The sequence below is a fragment of the Paraburkholderia sp. HP33-1 genome (assembly GCF_021390595.1).
Classification (GTDB): domain Bacteria; phylum Pseudomonadota; class Gammaproteobacteria; order Burkholderiales; family Burkholderiaceae; genus Paraburkholderia.
In genome coordinates this window covers 2,675,829-2,697,753 of record NZ_JAJEJR010000001.1, presented here as the reverse complement: position 1 = coordinate 2,697,753, position 21,925 = coordinate 2,675,829, and the positions used below count along the sequence as shown (strand labels likewise).

19 protein-coding genes are annotated in these 21,925 nt (G+C 64.5%); 9 read left to right on the top strand and 10 right to left on the bottom strand.

Annotated features, from left to right (window positions below; all coding sequences use genetic code 11):
* Window positions 1-557: 557 nt before the first annotated feature.
* Together clpS and clpA are read left to right on the top strand one after the other, a co-directional pair.
* A complete protein-coding gene (clpS, locus tag L0U81_RS12300) occupies window positions 558-872 on the top strand; it encodes an ATP-dependent Clp protease adapter ClpS (RefSeq protein ID WP_008919570.1) in 315 nt (104 codons plus the stop codon).
* On the top strand, window positions 869-3,166 hold the full coding sequence (gene clpA / locus L0U81_RS12295; protein ID WP_233803002.1) for an ATP-dependent Clp protease ATP-binding subunit ClpA: 2,298 nt from the start codon (window positions 869-871) through the stop codon (window positions 3,164-3,166). Before clpS ends, clpA begins: the two co-directional genes overlap by 4 nt.
* A gap of 144 nt (window positions 3,167-3,310) precedes the next feature.
* On the opposite strand, the gene dut is transcribed toward clpA, so the two are convergent.
* From dut to L0U81_RS12265, 6 genes are all read right to left on the bottom strand, one after another.
* Complete coding sequence (gene dut / locus L0U81_RS12290) at window positions 3,311-3,757, bottom strand: dUTP diphosphatase (protein WP_233803000.1); 447 nt, start codon at window positions 3,755-3,757, stop codon at window positions 3,311-3,313.
* A gap of 65 nt (window positions 3,758-3,822) precedes the next feature.
* On the bottom strand, window positions 3,823-4,839 hold the full coding sequence (locus L0U81_RS12285) for an LLM class flavin-dependent oxidoreductase (RefSeq protein ID WP_233802998.1): 1,017 nt from the start codon (window positions 4,837-4,839) through the stop codon (window positions 3,823-3,825).
* Between the two features lie 80 nt (window positions 4,840-4,919).
* Window positions 4,920-6,137 (bottom strand): bifunctional phosphopantothenoylcysteine decarboxylase/phosphopantothenate--cysteine ligase CoaBC, encoded by a 1,218-nt coding sequence (gene coaBC, locus L0U81_RS12280; protein ID WP_233802996.1) that lies wholly within the window; start codon window positions 6,135-6,137, stop codon window positions 4,920-4,922.
* 127 nt (window positions 6,138-6,264) lie between these two features.
* Window positions 6,265-6,771 (bottom strand): signal peptidase II, encoded by a 507-nt coding sequence (gene lspA, locus L0U81_RS12275; RefSeq protein ID WP_233802994.1) that lies wholly within the window; start codon window positions 6,769-6,771, stop codon window positions 6,265-6,267.
* Complete coding sequence (gene ileS, locus L0U81_RS12270; protein ID WP_233802991.1) at window positions 6,771-9,608, bottom strand: isoleucine--tRNA ligase; 2,838 nt, start codon at window positions 9,606-9,608, stop codon at window positions 6,771-6,773. The genes lspA and ileS overlap by 1 nt, the downstream gene beginning before the upstream one ends.
* 170 nt (window positions 9,609-9,778) lie before the next feature.
* Window positions 9,779-10,774 carry a bifunctional riboflavin kinase/FAD synthetase gene (locus L0U81_RS12265; protein WP_233802989.1) on the bottom strand — a complete coding sequence of 332 codons (996 nt, stop codon included), beginning with the start codon at window positions 10,772-10,774 and terminating at the stop codon, window positions 9,779-9,781.
* Between the two features lie 138 nt (window positions 10,775-10,912).
* Between L0U81_RS12265 and purN the strand changes: the two genes are divergently transcribed.
* The 6 genes from purN to nadC all read left to right on the top strand — a co-directional run bounded on the left by purN (window position 10,913) and on the right by nadC (window position 17,831).
* Window positions 10,913-11,566, top strand: a complete 654-nt coding sequence (purN, locus tag L0U81_RS12260; protein WP_233802987.1) for a phosphoribosylglycinamide formyltransferase — start codon at window positions 10,913-10,915, stop codon at window positions 11,564-11,566.
* The gene (locus L0U81_RS12255) at window positions 11,563-12,822 is read left to right on the top strand and encodes an RsmB/NOP family class I SAM-dependent RNA methyltransferase (protein ID WP_233802985.1); all 1,260 of its coding nucleotides are present in this window, start codon (window positions 11,563-11,565) and stop codon (window positions 12,820-12,822) included. The genes purN and L0U81_RS12255 overlap by 4 nt, the downstream gene beginning before the upstream one ends.
* A gap of 72 nt (window positions 12,823-12,894) precedes the next feature.
* Window positions 12,895-14,259, top strand: a complete 1,365-nt coding sequence (locus L0U81_RS12250) for a mechanosensitive ion channel family protein (protein ID WP_233802983.1) — start codon at window positions 12,895-12,897, stop codon at window positions 14,257-14,259.
* Window positions 14,260-14,441: 182 nt separating this feature from the next.
* Window positions 14,442-15,638 carry a DesA family fatty acid desaturase gene (locus L0U81_RS12245; protein WP_233802981.1) on the top strand — a complete coding sequence of 399 codons (1,197 nt, stop codon included), beginning with the start codon at window positions 14,442-14,444 and terminating at the stop codon, window positions 15,636-15,638.
* 130 nt (window positions 15,639-15,768) lie between these two features.
* Window positions 15,769-16,908, top strand: coding sequence for a quinolinate synthase NadA (nadA, locus tag L0U81_RS12240; protein ID WP_233804312.1), 1,140 nt, complete (start codon window positions 15,769-15,771; stop codon window positions 16,906-16,908).
* Window positions 16,908-17,831, top strand: coding sequence for a carboxylating nicotinate-nucleotide diphosphorylase (gene nadC, locus L0U81_RS12235; protein WP_233802979.1), 924 nt, complete (start codon window positions 16,908-16,910; stop codon window positions 17,829-17,831). The genes nadA and nadC overlap by 1 nt, the downstream gene beginning before the upstream one ends.
* Window positions 17,832-17,942: 111 nt before the next feature.
* On the opposite strand, the gene nadB is transcribed toward nadC, so the two are convergent.
* The 4 genes from nadB to radC all read right to left on the bottom strand — a co-directional run bounded on the left by nadB (window position 17,943) and on the right by radC (window position 21,260).
* The gene (nadB, locus tag L0U81_RS12230) at window positions 17,943-19,541 is read right to left on the bottom strand and encodes an L-aspartate oxidase (protein WP_233802977.1); all 1,599 of its coding nucleotides are present in this window, start codon (window positions 19,539-19,541) and stop codon (window positions 17,943-17,945) included.
* Between the two features lie 227 nt (window positions 19,542-19,768).
* The gene (rpmG, locus tag L0U81_RS12225) at window positions 19,769-19,936 is read right to left on the bottom strand and encodes a 50S ribosomal protein L33 (RefSeq protein ID WP_008919555.1); all 168 of its coding nucleotides are present in this window, start codon (window positions 19,934-19,936) and stop codon (window positions 19,769-19,771) included.
* 10 nt (window positions 19,937-19,946) lie between these two features.
* On the bottom strand, window positions 19,947-20,180 hold the full coding sequence (rpmB, locus tag L0U81_RS12220) for a 50S ribosomal protein L28 (RefSeq protein WP_007180631.1): 234 nt from the start codon (window positions 20,178-20,180) through the stop codon (window positions 19,947-19,949).
* Between the two features lie 198 nt (window positions 20,181-20,378).
* Entirely contained in the window at window positions 20,379-21,260 is an 882-nt protein-coding gene (radC, locus tag L0U81_RS12215; protein ID WP_233802975.1) for a RadC family protein, read from the bottom strand.
* 209 nt (window positions 21,261-21,469) lie between these two features.
* Between radC and L0U81_RS12210 the strand changes: the two genes are divergently transcribed.
* The gene (locus tag L0U81_RS12210; protein WP_233802973.1) at window positions 21,470-21,925 is read left to right on the top strand and encodes an FKBP-type peptidyl-prolyl cis-trans isomerase; all 456 of its coding nucleotides are present in this window, start codon (window positions 21,470-21,472) and stop codon (window positions 21,923-21,925) included.

Below are 21,925 nucleotides of genomic sequence, written 5' to 3'. Positions count from 1 at the left end.
CCAACTTCCCCTGTAACTCATGTCACTACCACGAGCCCTCGAAAAGCCACGACCACACGAGGCAGTCGCTCCCTCCTCACAAGCTCACCTTCGGCATTTTTTCGAAATTATGGCTTAGTGAAAAAAGTGCCAGCTTGATTGTTGGGGCTCTTTATTCGAGTGTCAAGAACATTTTTGAGACGTCGTTGTCGCGTTGCAAACCAGCCGCTTTCCAGGGTTTTTCCCGCTTCCGTTATGTGCGGTGGCGCAAGCGGCATGGCTTGAAAAGTCGCATAATCGACGCACATGCTGACTGTGCCCGTGGCGCCGACGCCCAGCGCGGCGAGCGTTCCCAGCCAGTACCGGCAGGTTGTGCGATACTCGATCCGACCGCGGTGCAGCATGCACCGCGCATGACAGGATGGGGGCCGGCACCGCAATCGGCCCGTCGAAAACGCGCATGCCAGGCCAATCATGACAACCTCGTGATCGGCCGGGCGGCAGCGAACGGGCTCATCGGCCGGGCGGCCGGGTTTTGACAGGATTGCGGGCCTGTCCTAGTTGTTTAGAATGGGTGTATGGCGATTATCCCGGACAAGCAGGACGGCACCGTACTGGAGCGGCAGGAGCAGAAACTCAAGCCGCCGTCCATGTACAAGGTGGTGCTGCTGAATGACGACTTCACGCCGATGGAATTTGTCGTGATGATCGTGCAGGAATATTTCAATAAGGATCGTGAAACCGCAACGCAGGTCATGTTGAAGGTGCATCGCGAGGGCAGGGGAGTTTGTGGGGTCTATACGCGGGACATCGCGTCGACCAAAGTCGAGCAAGTCGTTACCCACGCACGGCAGGCCGGGCATCCGCTGCAGTGTGTGATGGAGGAAGCATGATTGCCCAGGAACTGGAAGTCAGCCTGCATATGGCGTTCATGGAAGCGCGCCAGGCACGGCACGAGTTCATAACGGTCGAACATCTTTTGCTCGCGCTGTTGGATAACCCGACGGCGGCAGAGGTACTGCGCGCGTGCGCGGCCAATATCGAGGATCTGCGCCAGAACCTGCGCAACTTCATTCATGACAACACGCCGACCGTGCCGGGCACGGACGACGTCGACACGCAGCCCACGCTCGGTTTCCAGCGTGTGATCCAGCGCGCGATCATGCATGTGCAGTCCACCTCGAACGGCAAGAAGGAAGTGACCGGCGCGAACGTGCTGGTCGCGATCTTCGGCGAGAAGGACTCGCACGCGGTGTACTACCTGCAGCAGCAGGGCGTCACGCGTCTGGACGTGGTCAATTTCATCTCGCACGGCATCGCCAAGACGAACAGTTCCGACGCCGCGAAAGCGAGCGACGCGAATGCCGAGTCCGACGAAGCCGCCGCGCAGAAGGAAACACCGCTCGCCCAGTTCACGCAAAACCTGAACCAGATGGCGAAGGACGGCCGCATCGATCCGCTGATCGGGCGCGAGTCGGAAGTCGAGCGCGTGGTGCAGGTGCTGTGCCGCCGGCGCAAGAACAATCCGCTGCTGGTCGGCGAAGCCGGTGTCGGCAAGACTGCGATCGCCGAAGGGCTCGCATGGCGCATTACGCGTGGCGAAGTGCCGGATATCCTCGCGGATGCCCAGGTGTATTCGCTCGACATGGGCGCACTGCTCGCGGGCACCAAGTATCGCGGCGACTTCGAGCAGCGCCTGAAGACGGTGCTGAAGGAACTGAAGGAGCGTCCGCACGCCATTCTCTTCATCGACGAAATCCATACGCTGATCGGCGCGGGCGCCGCGTCGGGCGGCACGCTGGACGCGTCGAACCTGCTGAAACCGGCGCTCTCGTCGGGCACGCTGAAGTGCATCGGCGCGACCACGTTCACCGAATATCGCGGCATCTTCGAAAAGGACGCGGCGCTGTCGCGTCGTTTCCAGAAGGTCGACGTGACCGAACCGACCGTCGAGCAGACGGTCGCGATCCTGCGCGGGCTCAAGTCGCGTTTCGAAGAGCATCACGGCGTGAAGTATTCGTCGGGTGCGCTGTCAGCGGCGGCTGAGCTATCGGCGCGCTTCATCACCGATCGTCACTTGCCGGACAAGGCGATCGACGTGATCGACGAAGCGGGCGCGGCGCAGCGCATTCTGCCGAAGTCGAAGCAGAAGAAGACGATCGGCAAGAACGAGATCGAGGAAATCATCTCGAAGATTGCGCGCGTGCCGCCGCAAAGCGTGTCGCAGGACGATCGCAGCAAGCTGCAGACGCTCGACCGCGACCTGAAGAGCGTCGTATTCGGGCAAGACCCGGCTATCGACGCGCTGTCGGCCGCGATCAAGATGGCGCGCGCGGGCCTCGGCAAGCTCGACAAGCCGATCGGCGCATTCCTGTTCTCGGGTCCGACCGGTGTCGGCAAGACCGAGGTCGCGAAGCAGCTCGCGTTCACGCTCGGCATCGAGCTGATCCGTTTCGACATGTCCGAGTACATGGAGCGTCACGCGGTGAGCCGGCTGATCGGCGCGCCGCCGGGCTACGTCGGTTTCGACCAGGGCGGTCTGCTGACCGAGGCGATCACCAAGAAGCCGCACTGCGTGCTGCTGCTCGACGAAATCGAAAAGGCGCATCCGGACATCTTCAACGTGCTGCTGCAGGTGATGGACCACGGCACGCTGACGGACAACAACGGCCGCAAGGCGGACTTCCGCAACGTCATCATCATCATGACGACGAACGCGGGCGCCGAAGCGATGGGCAAGGCGGTGATCGGCTTCACGAACCGCCGCGAGGCGGGCGACGAGATGGTCGACATCAAGCGGATGTTCACGCCTGAGTTCCGCAACCGTCTGGACGCGACGATCAGCTTCCGTGCACTCGATGAGGAAATCATCATGCGCGTGGTCGACAAGTTCCTGATGCAGCTCGAAGATCAGCTGCACGAGAAGAAGGTCGACGCGCTCTTCACCGACGCGCTGCGCAAGCATCTGGCGAAGCACGGTTTCGATCCGCTGATGGGCGCGCGTCCAATGCAGCGCCTGATCCAGGACACGATCCGTCGCGCGCTCGCCGACGAGCTGCTGTTCGGCAAGCTGATGAACGGCGGTCGGGTGACGGTCGATGTCGATGCGGACGACAAGGTGCAACTGACCTTCGACGAGCAGCCGGCGCCGCGTAATCCGAATCCGGAGGCGGTGGAAGTCGAGTGATATCAGTCAGGCCGGCGTTGCGTTGAGCCGGCCAAACTCGAAAAGCAGAACGGCGCGGGTTTTATCCCGCGCCGTTTTTTTTCGCTTCGGATTTCCGCTGGCGGCGTGCACTGAAAAGCGCGGCCGCCGCGTCACAGCAATCGATCAATGCTTGCCGGTGCTACCAAACCCGCCCGCGCCGCGTACGCTTTCCTCGAAGTCATCGACGATTTTGAACTCCGCCTGCACGACCGGCAGGATCACCAGCTGCGCGAGGCGTTCCATCGGATTCAGCACGAACGTCGTTTCACCGCGATTCCACGTCGAAATCATCAGTTGACCCTGGTAATCGGAATCGATCAGGCCGACCAGATTGCCGAGCACGATCCCATGCTTGTGGCCCAGACCCGAGCGCGGCAGAATCAGCGCCGCATAACCCGGGTCGCCGACGTGGATCGCGAGTCCGGTCGGCACCAGCACGGTTTCGCCGGGTTTCAGCGTCAGCGGTTCGTCGAGGCAGGCGCGCAGATCGAGCCCGGCGCTGCCGGTCGTTGCGTAGGCGGGGAGCTGTTCGCGCATGCGCTCATCGAGAATCTTCAGTTCGAGTTTCATTCAGGTTCAATAGTGAGTGTGGGTTTGGTGGAAGGGCAGGCGGCAGACCGGCAAAAGCCGGGTGATCAATCCGTCTTGTTCGAGCCAAGCTGGAACGCATCGGCGAGCAGTTCGTAGGAGCGCAGGCGCGCGCGATAGCTGCCGGCCACGGTCAGCACGATCAGCTCGTCGGCCTGGAACTGCTGCTGCAATTCAGTGAGCCGCTCGGTCACGCGCTCAGGCGTGCCGATGATGCTGCGCGGTTTTTCCCGGTCGATCACGAGCTGTTCGCGCTCGCCATACTCCTGCGCGATGCCTTGCTCGATCGTCGGAATCGGTTCGTTCAGCCCATATGCCATCTGCAGGCGACGCAGATCGACGGCTTTTTCGAGGTCCGCGGCTTCCTGCTCGGTATCCGCGCAGATCACAAAGACCGCGGCGGCGAGATACGGCTGCGATGCCTCTTTGCCGGGCTGGAAACGCTCGCGATACGCCAGCGCGACCTGTTTGCCGAAATGCGGATTGATGAAATGCGCAAACGAGAAGCGGATGCCCAGTTGCGCGGCGAGCAGACCGCCGAATTCGCTGGAGCCGAGCATCCATAGCTGCGGGCGCGTATCGATCTGCGGCTGCAGCAGTACGCCCTGCGCGAGGTGATCGTCGGGCAGCGCGCCATGCATGAGGCCGAGCAGTTCGGCGACCTGCTGCGGAAAAATCTCGCCGCGATTGTAGGCGCCGGCGGCCACCGCCTGCGCGGTACGCATGTCGCCGCCCGGCGCGCGTCCGACGCCGAGATCGACGCGGTTTGGAAACAGCGCCTCGAGCATCATGAACTGCTCGGCGACCTTGAACGGGCTGTAGTACGGCAGCATGATGCCGCCCGAGCCGATGCGAATGCGGCGCGTCACGCTGCCGAGCCGGGCCAGCATCACTTCAGGGCAGGGGTTCGACACGCCGCGCAGGCCGTGGTGCTCGGCGCACCAGTAGCGCGTGTAGCCGAGGTCGTCGGCGAGCTGCGCGAGTTCGACGGTCGCGGCGATCGCGTCCGCCACCGAATGGCCGGCGATCACCGGTGTTTGATCGAGCACGGAGAGTAGCGTCATGGCGGTAGTGCTCCAGATGATTCCGGTTGGCTATGCAAGCAGGACAGCAGGGGCACACTGGCCCGTCGCCGTTCGCTTGTTCAGCGGACCGGACCGTGGTCGGGCGGCAGACGCTTCGCGATTTCCGTGATCAACGCGCGCGCGAGCGTCTGCTTGTCGGCGCGTGGCAGCCTGGTCGCGCCGCCGGCTTCGAACAGGATCACTTCGTTGTCGTCGAGCCCGAACGTTTGCGGGCCCAGATTGCCGATCAGCAGCGGCACGTTCTTGCGCGCGCGCTTTTCCTCGCCGTGGACTTCGAGGTTGTCGCTCTCCGCGGCGAAGCCGACCGTGAACGGCGGCTTTGGCAGCCTCGCGACCGCGGCGAGGATGTCCGGATTCTCGACGAACGAAAAGCTCGGCAGCGTGCGCTCGGCAGTCTTCTTGATCTTCTGATCGCTGACGTGGTCGACGCGCCAGTCGGCCACCGCCGCGACGCCGATGAAAATGTCCGCATCCGCGACCGCGCGCATCACCGCGTCGTGCATCTGCTGCGCGGTCTGCACGTCCTCGCGCAATACGCCCCACGGCGTCTCCAGCGCAACCGGTCCGGCCACCAGATGCACGTCGGCGCCGGCCTGCTGCGCGGCGCGCGCGAGCGCGAAGCCCATCTTGCCGCTCGAGCGATTCGTGATGCCGCGCACCGGATCAAGCGGCTCGAAGGTCGGGCCCGCGGTCAGCAGCACGCGCCGGCCGGACAGGATCTTCGGCGCGAAGAACGACGCGATCGCCTCGTAGGTCGCGGCCGCTTCGAGCATGCGGCCATCGCCGATTTCACCGCAGGCCTGCGGGCCCGAATCGGGGCCGAGCACTTCGAGGCCGTCGGCGCGCAGTTGCGCGACGTTACGTTGCGTGGCGGGGTTCTGCCACATCTGCCGGTTCATCGCCGGCACGACGAGCAGCGGGCAGTCGCGCGCGATGCACAGCGTCGACAGCAGATCGTCGGCCATGCCGTGCGCAAGCTTGGCGAGGAAGTCGGTTGATGCGGGCGCGATCACGATCGCATCGGCTTCGCGCGACAGGTCGATATGCGCCATGTTGTTCGGCATGCGCGCGTCCCACTGACTCGTGTAGACCGGCCGGCCCGACAGCGCCTGCATCGTGATGGGGGTGATGAACTGGGTGGCCGCTTCGGTCATGACGACCTGCACGGTCGCGCCTGCCTTGGTCAACAGACGCGTGAGTTCGGCGATCTTGTAGCAGGCGATGCCGCCCGTCATGCCGAGGACGAGGTGTTTGCCTGCGAGTTCTGCGGTTGCCAACGAAAGCCTCCGACAAAGCGTGATCGCGCGGCGGCGTGACGGCGTTGCCCGTCGCCGCCGCCGCGCGTTTCAAACCGGACGCGACGCACGGCTCGCGTAACCGCAGCCGTGCCTCACCTCGGCGACGTTAGCGTGTGCTGCGTACCCGCCGCAGCTCGTCGATCACGAGCAGGATCGCGCCGATCGTGATTGCGCTGTCGGCAAGATTGAACGCCGGCCAGTGCCAGCCGGCCACGTGGAAATCGAGGAAGTCGATCACGTGGCCATACGCGAGCCGGTCGATCACATTGCCGAGCGCGCCGCCGAGAATCAGCGCGAGCGCCGTGCAGAACATTTTCTGCCCGCTATGGCGCTTGAGCAGATAGCAGATCACGAGCGCCGCGACCACGCCGAGCGCGGTGAACGCCCAGCGCTGCCAGCCGCCCGCCATCGCGAGGAAGCTGAACGCGGCGCCGCGGTTGAACACGACGATCAGGTTGAAGAACGGCGTGACCTCGTGCGGCACACCGTAGGCGAACACCTTGCGCACGGCGATTTTCGTCAGCTGGTCGAACAGGATGACGATCAGCGCAATGCCGAGCCAGGGTGCGAGCGAGCCGCTTGCGGTGGACGTTTTCGACATGGTTCTCGCCATTATGCCGCGCTCCTCGCTTCGCCAGTGCCGAACAGATTGCTGAAGCAGCGGCCGCACAGCGACGGATGCTCGGCGTTCGCGCCGACGTCCGCGCGATAGTGCCAGCAGCGCTCGCACTTCAGGTATTTCGACGCGATCACCTCGACGCCTTCATCTGCTTCGCTGTCGACCTTGACGACATTCGCCGCCGACGTGATCAGCACGAATTTCAGGTCGTCGCCGAGGCTCGCGAGCGCGTCGTGACGCGCGCTGCTCGCGCGGATTTCGACTTCCGCCTGCAGCGACGAGCCGATCAGGTTCGCGACCCGAGCCTCTTCGAGCGCCTTGGTCACGTCGCCGCGCACTGCGCGCAGCAGCGTCCACTTGTCGAGCAGCGCGTCCGCATCGGGCACAGCCGGGTACGCGTGGTACGTCTCGGTGAAGATCGTTTCGCTGTCCGGCTGGAACACTTTCCACGCTTCTTCCGCGGTGAACGACAGGAACGGCGCCATCACGCGCAGCAGGCCGTGCGCGATGTGGTAGAGCGCGGTCTGCGCCGAGCGGCGCGCGACCGAATCCGCCGCCGTGGTGTACAGGCGGTCCTTCAGCACGTCGAGGTAGAAGCCGCCCAGGTCTTCCGAGCAGAACGTCTGTAGCTTCGCGACGACCGGGTGAAACTCGTACTTCTCGTAGTGCGCGAGGATGTCGTTCTGCAGGTTTGCCGACAGCGCCACCGCGTAACGGTCGATTTCGAGCCAGTCTTCGACCGGACGCGCGTGCTGCGCGAAGTCGAAGTCCGACAGGTTGGCAAGCAGGAAGCGCAGCGTATTACGGATACGGCGGTAGCCTTCCGTGACGCGCTTCAGGATTTCCTCGGAGATCGCGAGCTCGCCCGAGTAATCGGTCGACGCGATCCACAGGCGGATGATTTCCGCGCCGAGTCGATTCGCGACTTCATGCGGGTCGATGCCGTTGCCGAGCGACTTGCTCATCTTGCGGCCTTCGCCGTCGACGGTGAAGCCGTGCGTGAGCAGCGCGTTGTAGGGCGGGCGGCCGTCGAGCATCGAGGCGGTCAGCAGCGACGAATGGAACCAGCCGCGGTGCTGGTCCGAGCCTTCGAGGTACAGGTCGGCCGGGAACTGCAGCTCGTCCTTGTGCGAGCCGCGCAGCACGTGCCAGTGCGTGGTGCCCGAGTCGAACCACACGTCGAGCGTGTCGCGGTTCTTTTCGTAGAGGTTCGCGTCGTCGCCGATCAGCTCGCGCGGATCGAGCGTCTGCCACGCCTCGATGCCTTCCTTCTCGACACGCTGCGCGACCTGTTCCAGCAACTCGAGCGTGCGCGGATGCAGCTCGCCGGTTTCCTTGTGCACGAAAAACGCCATCGGCACACCCCACTGGCGCTGACGCGACAGCGTCCAGTCCGGGCGGTTCGCGATCATGCTGAAGAGGCGCTGCTTGCCCCACGACGGATAGAACGCCGTGTTCTCGATGCCTTCGAGCGCGGTTTCGCGCAGCGTCCTGTCGCTGTCATTCGGCTTCACGTCCATCCCGGCGAACCACTGCGAGGTCGCGCGGTAGATGATCGGCGTCTTGTGGCGCCAGCAGTGCATGTAGCTGTGCGAGTACTTCTCGGTGCGCAGCAGCGAGCCGGCGCCTTGCAGCGCCTCGACGATCTGCGGATTGGCCGCCCAGATCGACAGGCCGCCGAACAGCGCGAGCGATTCGATGTAGCGGCCGTCGCCCATCACCGGGTTGATGATGTCCGAGTCGGCCATGCCGTGCGTCTTGCACGACACGAAGTCTTCCACGCCGTACGCGGGCGACGAATGCACGATGCCGGTGCCGGTTTCGGTCGTCACGTAGTCGCCGAGATAGACCGGCGCGCTGCGCTTGTAGGCCGGATGCGCGGACGCGAGCGGGTGGTTGAAGCGCAGGTTCACGAGCTTCTCGCCCGGCGTCGTCGCGATGATCGTGCCTTCGAAGCCGTACAGCTTCAGGCATGCCTCGACGCGTTCCTCGGCGAGGATCAGGAGGCCGCGCGGCGTGTCGACGAGAGCGTAGACGATCTCCGGATGCAGGTTCAGCGCCTGGTTGGCGGGAATGGTCCACGGCGTGGTGGTCCAGATCACGATGCCGCCTTCGTCGCGCGGCAGTGCGGCGAGGCCGAACGCCTGCGCGGTCTTTTCCGGCTCGGCAAAGCCGAACAGCACGTCGATGGTCGGGTCGGTCTTGTCCTTGTACTCGACTTCCGCCTCAGCGAGGGCCGAGCCGCAGTCGAAGCACCAGTTGACCGGCTTCAGGCCGCGGAACACGTAGCCCTTTTCCATGATCTTCGCGAGCGCGCGAATTTCGCCGGCTTCGTTCGCGAAGTTCATCGTCCTGTACGGATTGTCCCAGTCGCCGAGCACGCCCAGACGCCGGAAGCCGGCCTTCTGCTTTTCGATCTGCTCGGTCGCATAGGCGCGCGCCTTCTGCATCACTTCGGCCGCCGGCAGCGACTTGCCGAACTGCTTTTCGATCTGGATTTCGATCGGCATGCCGTGGCAGTCCCAGCCCGGCACGTAAACCGCGTCGAAGCCCGCCAGATTGCGCGCCTTGACGATCATGTCCTTCAGGATCTTGTTCACCGCGTGGCCGAGGTGGATGTCACCGTTCGCATACGGCGGGCCGTCGTGCAGGATGAACTTCTTGCGGCCCCTGGAAACGGCGCGGATCTTGTCGTAGACCTTGCGTTCCTGCCAGTCCTTGACCCATTGTGGCTCGCGCTTGGGCAGGTCGCCGCGCATCGGGAACGGCGTGTCGAGCAGGTTGACCGGGTAGCGGGACTGCGGTTTCGAATCGGCTTTCTTGTTGCTCATGATGTGGGTGGCGGTGAATTCGTTTCTATGCGTAGCGGCGCGCGGATTGCGCGCGATGCACGAGGAGCGTGGGACGCGCCCGGCAGGCGGCTCCGGTTGAAGCCCGGACGCCCGTCGATGCGCGCGGCGGCGGTCCGTGCGGCGCGGCGCGCCGGCCCGAACCGCGGCGGTTATCTAATTCGGTCGGTGGCCGAGGTGGCGAAACCGGTGGAACGGCTGCCCGGCGTGCCGGCGCCGACCGCGGCGAACCACGCGCGCGCATTGGCGACGTCGCGCGCAATCGCGGCGGTGAGCGTCTCGAGGTCGACGAACTTCTCCTCGTCGCGCAGCTTCTTCAGAAATTCGACGCGCACGAGTTTGCCATACGCGTCGCCGTGCCAGTCGAGCAGGTGAACTTCGAGCAGCACGCGGCCGGAATCGTCGACGGTGGGGCGCAGGCCGAGGCTCGCGACGCCCGGCAGCGGTTGCTCGGCGATGCCGTGAACCTGGACGACAAAAATGCCGGCGAGCGCCGGGCGCTTGTGCGCGATCGGCAGATTGAGCGTCGGAAAGCCGAGATCGCGGCCGAGCTTCATGCCGTGCGTGACATGGCCGCTGATCAGATAGTCGCGGCCGAGCGCGGCGCGGGCCGAATCCAGCTCGCCCGCGACCAGCGCCGCGCGCACGCCCGAGCTCGAAATGCGCGCGCCCGACGGATCGGCGACCGTCGCCATCTGTTCGACTTCGAAGCCGTACTGCTTGCCGGCCGCCTGCAGCGACGCGAAATCGCCGGCGCGCTTCGCACCGTAGCGGAAATCGTCGCCGATCATGATCCAGCGCGCGTGCAATCCGTTGACGATGATCCGCTCGACGAACGCGTCCGGGGACTGGCTCGCGAACGTGTGATTGAAGTGCTCGACCACGACCCTGTCGACCCCGTTGGTGCGCAGCGCCTCCAGCTTGTCGCGCAGCATCGCGATGCGCGGCGGCGCACCGGCCGGGTTGAAGAACTCGCGAGGGTGCGGCTCGAAGGTCATCACGCAGACGGGCAGGCCACGCGCATTGGCGGCCGCGCGCACGTGCGCGAGCAGAGCCTGGTGGCCACGGTGGACACCGTCGAAGTTGCCGATGGTCAGCGCGCACGGCGCACGGCTCTCGGCATTGGGAAGACCGCGGAAGACTCTCACGATAGCGGGTTGCAGCGGTTGCTGCGGTTGCAATAGGGGCGCGGCCAGAGGGCCGCAAAACAATCGATTATAAACGCTTGGCGCAACAGACGGCTGCGCGGTCGCGGGCCGGCGATCGCCGAATGATAAAATCCGCGGATGAAAAAACTCGTCATCCTGATTTCCGGACGGGGCAGCAACATGGAAGCCATCGTGCGTGCGTGCGCGAGCGAGGGCTGGCCGGCGCGGGTCGCCGCCGTGATTGCCAACCGTCCCGATGCCGCTGGGCTCGCCTTCGCGGCGTCGCATGGCATCGCCACGGCGGTGGTTGACCATCGCCAGTTTCCGGATCGCGACAGCTTCGATGCGGCACTCGCCGAGCAGATCGACGCATTCGCGCCGGACCTCGTCGTGCTCGCGGGCTTCATGCGCGTGCTGACCGCGCGCTTCGTCGACCATTACGCCGGGCGCATGCTGAACGTGCACCCGTCGCTGCTGCCGAGCTTTCCTGGTCTGAAGACACACCAGCAGGCGCTCGACGCCGGCGTGCGGCTGCACGGCGCGTCGGTGCATTTTGTCACATCAAAGCTCGATCACGGGCCGATCGTCGTGCAGTCGGCGGTGCCTGTCGAGGCGGGCGATACCGCTGAAACGCTCGCCGCACGCGTGCTCGCTACCGAGCACATCATTTATCCACGCGCGGTGCGCTGGTTCGTCGAAGGGCGTCTCGCTCTGGACGGCTCGCGCGTCACGCTTACGCCGTCGGAGCCGCAATGGCTCTTTGCCGGTCACACCGCCGGAGAGGGCGCATGAGATTACATGGTTTCCTGATTGGACAAACTGAAACGCTGCTGGCCGAAGTGCTGCGGCTGAACGGCCCCGCAGACGCCACCACGAGCCGGTTCTTCCGCGCGCATCCGAAGCTCGGCCACGCCGAGCGCGGCGTGATCGCCGAGGCGGTGTTCGCGGTGCTGCGGCGCCGGATGGAGTTCGCGCATCTCGCTGAAAGCGGCACCGGCAGCCCTGCGCGCCGCATGGCACTGCTGGGCCTGATGCAGACGGTCGGGCGCTCGGCGCTCAAGCCGTTCGTCACCGAGGCCGAGGCGACGTGGCTCGAACACGTGTCGAAGATCGACCCGGAAAGTCTGCCGCTGCGGATTCGCCTGAACCTGCCCGACTGGATCTGCCAGGCGTTGAGCACGCGCTTCGAGGCCGCCGAGCTAGCGCAGCTGGCCGCCGCGCTGAACTACCCGGCGCCGCTCGATCTGCGCGCGAACCCCATCAAGGCGAGCCGCGACGATGTGCTGGGCGCGCTGTCGAAGGCCGGTATCGAGGCGGGCGCGACGCCGTTCGCGCCGTTCGGCGTGCGCGTGGTCGGCAAGCCGGCGCTCACGAGGCTCGACGCGTTCCAGCAGGGCTGGCTCGAAGTGCAGGACGAGGGCAGCCAGCTGCTGTGCTCGCTGGTCGCGCCGCGGCGCGGCGAGATGATCGTCGATTTCTGCGCGGGCGCGGGCGGCAAGACGCTGGCGCTCGGGGCGGCGATGCGCTCGACCGGCCGGCTCTACGCGTTCGACATCTCCGAGCGGCGTCTCGCGAAGCTGAAGCCGCGGCTTGCGCGCAGCGGCTTGTCGAACGTGAATCCGGTGCTGATCGACAGCGAACATGACGCGAAGATCAAGCGTCTGGCCGGCAAGATCGACCGCGTGCTCGTCGATGCGCCATGCAGCGGCCTCGGTACGCTGCGCCGCAATCCGGACCTGAAGTGGCGCCAGTCGCCGGAGTCGATCGCCGAACTGGCGCCGAAGCAGGCTTCGATTCTCGCGAGCGCGGCGCGTCTCGTGAAGAAGGGCGGGCGGCTCATATACGCAACGTGCTCGATTCTCGAAGCGGAAAACGAGGCGATCGTGCAGCAGTTCCTCGCCGATCACCCGGACTTCGCGCTCGTGCCTGTGCGCGATGTGCTCGCCGAGCAGCGCATCGAGCTGGAGATGGGTGACTACCTGTCGCTGTGGCCGCACCGCCATGCGACCGACGGTTTCTTTGCCGCCGTGCTCGAGCGCCAGAGCTAGGCGACCGGCTTCAGGCCGGCGCGCGCGGGTTCGCCGACGAATCCGCACGAGCCGGCAAATTCGGGGACATCCATGGATACGACTTTCCCCCACATGTTCAGCGACATCGCGCGTGACTTCGGTCAGCCCGTGATGTTGTGGCAGGTCGCCATCCTGCTCGCGACACTGCTCATCGCGTGGCTGCTCGCGCGTGCGCTGCGGCGCCGGATCGAGCGGCCGCGGCTGCCGGTCTACCAGAGCCTGCGCTTCGGCATGGAGAGCCTCGACCGTGCGGCTTTTCCGCTGATCGGTGCGGCGCTCGTGTGGCTCGCGCGGGCGATCGCCGACCGGTTCATGGACACTGCGCTGCTCGATCTGGCACTGGTGCCGCTCGTCGGCATCGGGCTTATCTTCATCGTGTTTTTCTTTGCACGGCGGGTGTTCAACCGCGATGGCGGCGAGCATCCGTGGCTGTTCCTCGTCGAGAAGGCCGTGTCGGTGGTCGTCTGGATCGGCATGGTGCTCACGCTGCTGGGCGTTCAGAACGCCGTGATCGCGTGGATGGACAGCGTGCGCTTTCGCGTCGGCAATGCGCACATGACGCTGCTGTCGCTGATCACGGGGTTGCTGTGGGTCGGCGTCACGATGATCGTTGCGATGTGGCTCGGCTCGACGTTCGAAGACCGCCTGATGCGCTCGAAAACACTCGACGCGAACCTGAAAGTGGTGGTTGCACGCGTCGGCCGCGCGGCCTTCGTGCTCGCGGCGGTGCTGATCAGCCTGTCGATCGTCGGCATCGACATCACGGTGCTCGGCGTGTTCGGCGGCGCGCTGGGCGTCGGCCTCGGCTTCGGGATGCAGAAGATCGCGAGCAACTACGTGTCTGGTTTCATCATCCTGCTCGACCGCTCGTTGCGGATCGGCGACACGATCAACGTGAGCGGCCTGCAGGGCCGTGTCACGCAGATCCGCACGCGCTATACCGTGGTGCGTGGGCTCGACGGCATCGAGACGCTGATTCCGAACGAAAAGCTGATCACCGACGTCGTACAGAACCAGTCGTCATTTCTGACCCGGGGTTACGCGAAGGCGTCGGTGCAGATCGCCAACACGTCCGACGTCGAGCAGGCGATGACGCTACTCGCTCAGGCCGCCGCCGACGTGCCGCGCGTGCTGCGCGAGCCGGCGCCGACGCCATTTCTGGTCGGCTTCGGCCCGGATGGCATCAATCTCGAGCTGGGCTTCTGGATCGAGGACGCGGCGACCGGCACGATGGGCGTGCGCTCGGCGGTCAATCGCAACATCTGGCGTATCTTTTCCGAGCACGGCATCACGATTCCGCTCGCGCAGCGCGAGGTGCGCATTGTCGGTCCGACGAGCGGCGCAATGCCGCATCCGGTAACAATGACCGATTTGGCGCTCGGGCCCGCCGACGGAGCGGCCAGCCACATGCGCTAAGGCTCGTTTAGCGCCGCGCCGCGGCAATCGCTATCCGCTTGATACCGCACAAAAAATCCCTATTTGTTACAAACACTTGGGACGCTTCAAGTAGAATGTCGTGCGATCCCGCTGTATGCTTTCACTTTCTTGACACACGCGGCGCGTGTGGTCCGTATCTCTCGTTCTGCAGGTAACTTACCTTGTTGAATTCTTTGCTCGATTTCCTTGCCCACGGCCTGTTGCATTTCTCGTGGTGGCAACTCGTCGTGTATACGCTGATCGTGACGCATATCACGATCATCGGCGTGACCGTCTATCTGCATCGCTGCCAGGCGCATCGCGCGCTGGATCTGCACCCGATCGCCAGTCATTTTTTCCGCTTCTGGCTGTGGATGACCACCGGCATGCTGACCGGCCAATGGGCCGCGATTCACCGCAAGCACCACGCGAAGTGCGAGACCGAAGAGGATCCGCACAGCCCGCAGACGCGCGGCATCTGGAAGGTGCTGCTCGAAGGCGCTGAGCTTTATCGCGCTGAAGCGAAAAACGAAGAAACGATGCGCAAGTTCAGCCACGGCACGCCGAACGACTGGATGGAGCGCAACGTCTACACGAAGTACCCGATTCTCGGCGTGAGCCTGATGATGGTGATCAACGTCGCGCTGTTCGGCGTCGTCGGCCTGACCATCTGGGCCGTGCAGATGGTGTGGATTCCGTTCTGGGCCGCGGGCGTGGTCAATGGTCTCGGGCACTTCTGGGGCTATCGCAACTTCAATTCGTCGGACGCAAGCACCAACCTCTTCCCGTGGGGCATCATCATCGGCGGCGAGGAACTGCATAACAATCACCACACGTACGCGACGTCGGCGAAGCTGTCGAACAAGTGGTACGAGTTCGACATCGGCTGGATGTACATCCGCATCATGCAGGCGTTTCGTCTGGCCAAGGTGAAGAAGATCGCGCCGACACCGCGTCTCACCACCGGCAAGCTCGTGCTCGATCAGGACACGCTGCAGGCCGTGCTCGCGAACCGCTACGAAGTGATGGCGCGTTACGCGAAGGCGATCAAGCGTGCGTATCGCCAGGAGCTTGCGCATCTGAAGGAAGTCGGTGCGCGCGAAAAGTATCAGGTGATGCGTGGCGCGCGTACCTGGTTCCACAAGGAAGAGGCGGGCCTGAACGAGCCGCAGAAGCTCCAGCTGCCGCAGATTTTCGCGAACAGCCAGAAATTGAAGACCTACATCGACATGCGCAACGAACTTGCGGCGATGTGGGAGCGCTCCAACGCGTCGCGCGAGCAACTGCTGGCGCAGCTGCAGGACTGGTGCCATCGTGCAGAGCAGAGCGGGATCAAGGCGTTGCAAGACTTCGCGCTGCGACTGCGTCGCTATGCCTGAAATCCATTAAAATTTAAGAACGTCACAAAACCCCGCGTTGGCGGGGTTTTGCATTTTTGGGCCGTGGAAAACCATCGCATCGGTAGCGCGAGTGGCAAGCCGCGGCGACCAGGTGAGGGCAGAGGAGATGATGGAGCAGCAAGCGATCAGGACCGTCGAATACGATCGGCCTCAGGCGCAGGGCACGACCTGCGGGATCGGACAGGCGTGGGCGAAGGTGCCCCAGACGCCGTCGGCGGAAGAGAAGCGCGCGCTGAAGGCGCGCATTCGCGCGTTGCTCAAGCGCGAGAAGGCGGTGCTCGTCGCGCACTATTATGTCGACGCAGAATTGCAGGAACTCGCCGACGAAACCGGCGGCTGCGTGGCCGATTCGCTGGAAATGGCGCGTTTCGGGCGAGATCACGACGCGCAGACGTTGGTGGTCGCGGGCGTGCGCTTCATGGGTGAGACCGCGAAAATTCTCAGTCCCGACAAGCGCATCCTGATGCCGGATCTGGATGCGACCTGTTCGCTCGACCTTGGCTGTCCGGTCGACGAGTTCTCAGCGTTCTGCGACGCTCACCCAGACCGCACGGTGGTCGTGTACGCGAATACGAGCGCGGCCGTGAAGGCGCGTGCAGACTGGATGGTGACGTCGTCGATCGGGCTGGAGATCGTTGCCGATCTGCATGCGCGCGGCGAGAAGATCATCTGGGCGCCGGACCGCCATCTCGGCCGCTACATCCAGGACAAGACCGGCGCGGACATGCTGCTGTGGCAGGGCTCATGCCTCGTGCACGACGAATTCAAGGGCATCGAGCTCGACCTGCTGCGCGCCGAGTATCCCGGCGCGAAGGTGCTCGTGCATCCGGAGTCGCCGGCCAACGTGGTCGCGCAGGCAGACGTGGTCGGCTCGACCACGCAACTGATCGACGCCGCGCAGAAGCTCGATGCGACGCATTTCATCGTCGCGACCGACCTCGGCATCCTGCACAAGATGCAGCTCGCCGCGCCCGGCAAGACGCTGATCGCCGCGCCGACGGCCGGCAACAGCGCGACCTGCAAGAGCTGCGCGCATTGCCCGTGGATGGCGATGAACGGCCTCGCGAATCTGGCTGACGTGCTCGAGCGCGGCCACAACGAGATTTTCGTCGATCGCGCGATCGGCGCGCGCGCGCGTCTGCCGATCGATCGCATGCTCGACTTCGCGGCACGTCACAAGAAGCGCGTGCAGGCAAGCGGCGATCTTGCGCGTGACACGCAACTGTATTCGAACGTGGGGGCAGCGTAATGACGGTGGTGGAGAAGGCGCCCGAGCAGGCAGTGGCTCGCGAAGGGTCCGACGCAGTGTCGCCGCTTTTCGCGGAGATTCGCACGCAATACGGCGCGGCGTTCGATGCGGCGCTCGCGCGCAACGTCGCCGATACGCTCGCCGAAGACATTGGCAGCGGCGATCAGACGGGCCGTCTCGTGCCTGCCGATGACGTGCGCAACGCGCGCATCATCGTGCGCGAGGACGCGGTGCTGTGCGGCGTGCCGTGGTTCGATGCAGTGATGCGCTCGGTCGATCCGCGCATCGAAGTTCAATGGCGTTACCGCGAGGGCGAGCGCATGGGCGCCGATACGACGGTCTGCGATCTGCGCGGGCCGGTGCGCGCGCTGCTCACTGCGGAGCGCAACGCGATGAATTTCCTGCAGTTGCTGTCCGGCGTGGCGAGCGCGACGCGCCGCTATGTCGACGCAATCGCTCACACGCGCACGCGCGTTCTCGATACGCGCAAGACGCTGCCGGGGTTGCGGCTCGCGCAGAAGTACGCGGTGCGCGTCGGCGGCGGTGCGAATCAGCGGCTCGCGCTGTACGACGGCATTCTGATCAAGGAAAACCACATTGCCGCTGCCGGCGGCGTGGGTGCGGCAATGGACGCGGCGCTCGCGTTGAATGCGGGCGTGCCGATCCAGATCGAGGTCGAAACGCTCGAGCAATTGGAAACCGCGCTCGCGCATCGCGCGCAGTCGATTTTGCTCGACAACTTCTCGTTCGACATGATGCGCGACGCGGTCCGGATCACGGCGGGGCGCGCGGTGCTTGAGGTGTCCGGGGGCGTGAACTTCGAGACCGTGCGTACGATCGCGGAGACGGGCGTGGACCGCGTGTCCATCGGCGCGCTGACCAAGGACGTGCGCGCGACTGACTACTCGATGCGGATCGTTTGAGCCTCGCGCGATTAGCGCATCGGCCAACGCTCGTGACGACTGAACAAGGCCATTGCCGGAGTTTTCCGGCAATGGCCTTGTCGTTTGCGGTGCCGTTTCAGCGCAAGGTCGTCAGGCATTTGGCCTGCGCACATACTTCGGCGACAGCACTGTCGGCAGCGCTTTGGGCAATGTAGCGGGCCAGTCGCGGCTGAAATGCAGGCCGCGGCTTTCGCGCCGCGAACGCGCGCCCTCGACGATCAGCGACGCCACGTCGACCAGATTGCGCAGCTCCAGCAAATCGCGGCTCACCTTGAAGTTCGCGTAGTACTCGTGGATCTCGTCGCGCAGCAGCGCGAGCCGATGCTTCGCGCGCTCGAGCCGCTTGTCGGTGCGCACGATGCCAACGTAGTTCCACATCAGCCGGCGCAGTTCATCCCAGTTGTGCGCGACCACGACTTCCTCGTCCGGATCGGACACGCGGCTTTCGTCCCAGGCCGGCAACGGCGCGTGGACAGCGGTGGTGAAGCCCTCCGCTTCGATCGCCTCGGCGGCCGAGCGGCCGATCACGAGGCATTCGAGCAGCGAATTGCTGGCGAGCCGGTTCGCGCCGTGCAGTCCCGTGCAGGACGTCTCGCCGACCGCGTAGAGGCCCGCGAGATCGGTGCGGCCCGCCAGATCGGTGACGACGCCGCCGCACGTGTAATGCGCGGCCGGCACGACTGGAATCGGCTCTTTCGTGATGTCGATGCCGAACTCGAGGCAGCGGGCGAGGATCGTCGGGAAATGCTCCTGCAGGAATGCAGCCGGCTGGTGGCTGATGTCGAGATACACGCAATCGATGCCGCGTTTTTTGATCTCGAAGTCGATTGCCCGCGCGACGATATCGCGCGGCGCGAGCTCCGCGCGCTCGTCGTGATTGGGCATGAAGCGCGTGCCGTCGGGCAGCTTCAGGATGCCGCCTTCGCCGCGTACGGCTTCCGAAATCAGGAACGACTTCGCGTACGGGTGGAACAGGCAGGTCGGATGGAACTGGATGAATTCCATGTTCGACACGCGGCATCCGGCGCGCCATGCCATCGCGATGCCGTCGCCGGTCGCGGTGTCGGGGTTCGTCGTGTACAGATAGACCTTGCCGGCGCCGCCCGTCGCGAGCACCGTATGCGGCGCTTCGATTGTGATGGTGCGGCCGCTTTGCAGATCGAGCGCATATAGGCCGTGGCAGCGACGCCCGGGCAGGCCGAGGCGCTCGGACGTGATCAGGTCGATCGCGTGATGGTCTTCGAACAGCGTGATGTTCGGATGAAGGCGCACCTGGTCGCTGAGCGTCGCGACGACCGCGTGGCCAGTCGCATCGGCCGCGTGAATGATCCGGCGATGACTATGACCGCCTTCGCGCGTCAGATGAAAACCCAGTTCGGCGGCGTCGTCCTTCGTGAACGGCACGCCCTGTGCGATTAGCCATTCGATCGCGGCGCGTCCGTGCTCGACGATGAAGCGTGTTGCCGCCTCGTCGCACAGGCCCCCTCCCGCGATCAGCGTGTCGCGCACGTGATTCTCGACGCTGTCCGCGGAATCGAGCACCGCAGCGATGCCGCCTTGTGCCCAGTCGCTCGCGCCCTCGGTCATGGACCGTTTGGCGATCACAGCAACCCGCCGCGTCTGCGCGAGATTGAGCGCGACGCTCAAGCCAGCCAGACCGCTACCGACGATTGCCACATCGAATTCCATTGCCCACATCTCCCTCTTTAGTTTATGCGATGACGGCGCGCGAGCCGCGCGCCGCGAAAACGATAAAGGATACGCGCCGCGGCGCCCTGGCGAAAGCTGGCCAAACGGAATAGGGCGATTCGCGCGCACATGGCAGCGCTATCGCGAGGTCCGCGCAATAACAAAAAAGCCTCGCACGGATGCGAGGCTTTTCATGTTTTTGCCTTCGTCAGGCTGGAGAGCCAAGATTACTTGATCTTGGTTTCCTTGTAGTCAACGTGCTTGCGGATGACCGGATCAAATTTCTTGATCAGCATCTTTTCCGGCATGTTGCGTTTGTTCTTCGTGGTCGTGTAGAAGTGACCCGTACCAGCGGTCGATTCCAGCTTGATCTTGTCGCGTGCGCCTTTCGCCATGATTTACTCCTTAGGCTTCACCGCGTGCGCGCAGGTCTGCGAGCACAGCGTCGATACCGTTCTTGTCGATCAGGCGCAGGCCGGCGTTCGAAACGCGCAGACGCACCCAACGGTTTTCGCTTTCCACCCAGATACGGCGGTTTTGCAGGTTCGGCAGGAACCGGCGCTTGGTCTTGTTGTTCGCGTGGGAAACGTTGTTGCCGCTCATCGGCGCTTTCCCAGTTACTTGGCATACGCGTGCCATGAGAGCACTCCTAATACGCTAATTCTGAGTTCGAACGCCGTGAAAGTTTCCCGAAAAGAGCTGCGCTGGGGGTGTGCGAAGTTGCGTAGAGGCACTCGCTACCACAGCCGCCTGACCTTTGCGGAACGCCTTGGTGGCTTCGGAACAGGGGGTTGGAAATAGGCAAACCGGAATTCTAGCAGAAAAAAAGCCGCAAAATCAAACCTTATTTGCGATGCCGGGGCCGGGCACGGCGTCGTTCGGCGGGCCTTCCACTTCCCACGCCCGATCGGGCTTGCGCGCGAGCCTTGGCCAACCGGCGCGGGCGAACGAGTATACGCTGTCCGCGCCGATCACCAGATGATCGATCAACTGCACGTCGACGAGCGCGAGCGCGTCGCGCAGCGTCTGCGTGAGGTGACAGTCGCTCGCGCTCGGCTCTACAGCGCCGGACGGATGGTTGTGCGCGACGATCAGGCTGGCCGCGTTCGCGGCGAGCGCCCGCCGTACGATCTCGCGCGGATAGACAGCCATGCGCGTGAGTGAGCCGCGCGCGCTTTCCTCGCAGCGGATCAGCCGATGCCGCGCGTCGAGAAACAGCGACACGAACACCTCCTGCGGCTGTCCGCCGATCAGAAGGCGCAGATAGCTTTCGACCGCTTCAGGCGAATTCATCAGCGGGCGCTTGCGCATCTTGTCGACGAGCGACCGGCGCGCCATTTCCATGATCGCGAGCAACTGCGCCCTTTTCGCGGGGCCGATGCCGCGGACGCCGTCGAAGTCCGCATAAGTTGCGTCGAGCATCGCGCGCAGCGAGCCGAAGCGCTCGAGCAGCGCCCGCGCGACGCTGAACACGTCGTGGCCAGGCAGGCCGGAGCCGAGCACGAGCGCGATCATTTCGGTGTCCGACAAGACGTCGGGCCCCTGGTTGATTAACCGCTCGCGCGGCATGTCGCGCCGCAGCCATTTGCCGCGGAACAGTTGCGGCCGGCTGCGGGCGTTTGAACCGGCGGCTTTTGCGCCGTTCCTTGCGCGTGCCCTTGATTTCGGTCGCACCGTTGCCGCAGGTGCTTCGTCGATTGTGCTGGCGAAATCAGCCATATATATAGAGTCCTCCGCGTAAGGTTGACGGCGCGCCCGGCGCAACGCGCCGCCGAGCCGTGCCGCTCTCGCGCGCGACGGACTCAAGCCGGCGCCCGCTAGGTGGCTTACAATAGACGCTTTGCGCACGGCACCCCGACGGTTTGCCACACGCGTCGACTGCGCCCGCGGCGCACGCGTGCAGCGCGCTTCGACTGAGCGAGCATTGCATGAGCATCATCGATATTTCCGAGGTGAAACCCGGTTCACACGTCACGCTGCATTACCGGCTTTCCCTTGCCGATGGCGCCGAAGTGATCAACACGTTTAACGAAAAGCCGGCCACGCTGCTACTCGGCGCCGGTCAACTGGCGCCGCCGCTGGAAGATATTTTGCTGGGTTTGAAGGTGGGCCACCATTCGACCTTTCAGCTACCGCCGGGGCAGGCGTTCGGTCCGCGCAATCCGGACCTGATCCAGCGCGTGTCCCTCGCCACGCTGCGGGAGAACAGCATGATCGGCGAGGATTTTTCGCCGGGTGATCTGGTCGAATTCAACGCGCCGGGCGGCGGGCGCTATGCCGGCGTATTGAAGGAAGTCGGCGAGACGTCGGCCCTGTTCGACTTCAATCACCCGCTTGCCGGCCAGGCGCTGGCGTTTGAAGTGAAAATCATCGGGATTCTGTAA

Bases quoted from the DNA above. Each gene is read 5' to 3' on its own strand.
- L0U81_RS12210 (WP_233802973.1), top strand. From the start codon at position 21,470: ATGAGCATCATCGATATTTCCGAGGTGAAACCCGGTTCACACGTCACG.
- clpA (WP_233803002.1), top strand. From the start codon at position 869: ATGATTGCCCAGGAACTGGAAGTCAGCCTGCATATGGCGTTCATGGAA.
- L0U81_RS12285 (WP_233802998.1), bottom strand. From the start codon at position 4,839: ATGACGCTACTCTCCGTGCTCGATCAAACACCGGTGATCGCCGGCCAT.
- rpmG (WP_008919555.1), bottom strand. From the start codon at position 19,936: ATGGCGAAAGGCGCACGCGACAAGATCAAGCTGGAATCGACCGCTGGT.
- rpmB (WP_007180631.1), bottom strand. From the start codon at position 20,180: ATGGCACGCGTATGCCAAGTAACTGGGAAAGCGCCGATGAGCGGCAAC.
- nadC (WP_233802979.1), top strand. From the start codon at position 16,908: ATGACGGTGGTGGAGAAGGCGCCCGAGCAGGCAGTGGCTCGCGAAGGG.
- nadB (WP_233802977.1), bottom strand. From the start codon at position 19,541: ATGGAATTCGATGTGGCAATCGTCGGTAGCGGTCTGGCTGGCTTGAGC.
- nadA (WP_233804312.1), top strand. From the start codon at position 15,769: ATGGAGCAGCAAGCGATCAGGACCGTCGAATACGATCGGCCTCAGGCG.
- L0U81_RS12250 (WP_233802983.1), top strand. From the start codon at position 12,895: ATGGATACGACTTTCCCCCACATGTTCAGCGACATCGCGCGTGACTTC.
- radC (WP_233802975.1), bottom strand. From the start codon at position 21,260: ATGGCTGATTTCGCCAGCACAATCGACGAAGCACCTGCGGCAACGGTG.
- L0U81_RS12255 (WP_233802985.1), top strand. From the start codon at position 11,563: ATGAGATTACATGGTTTCCTGATTGGACAAACTGAAACGCTGCTGGCC.
- ileS (WP_233802991.1), bottom strand. From the start codon at position 9,608: ATGAGCAACAAGAAAGCCGATTCGAAACCGCAGTCCCGCTACCCGGTC.
- clpS (WP_008919570.1), top strand. From the start codon at position 558: ATGGCGATTATCCCGGACAAGCAGGACGGCACCGTACTGGAGCGGCAG.
- purN (WP_233802987.1), top strand. From the start codon at position 10,913: ATGAAAAAACTCGTCATCCTGATTTCCGGACGGGGCAGCAACATGGAA.
- dut (WP_233803000.1), bottom strand. From the start codon at position 3,757: ATGAAACTCGAACTGAAGATTCTCGATGAGCGCATGCGCGAACAGCTC.
- lspA (WP_233802994.1), bottom strand. From the start codon at position 6,771: ATGGCGAGAACCATGTCGAAAACGTCCACCGCAAGCGGCTCGCTCGCA.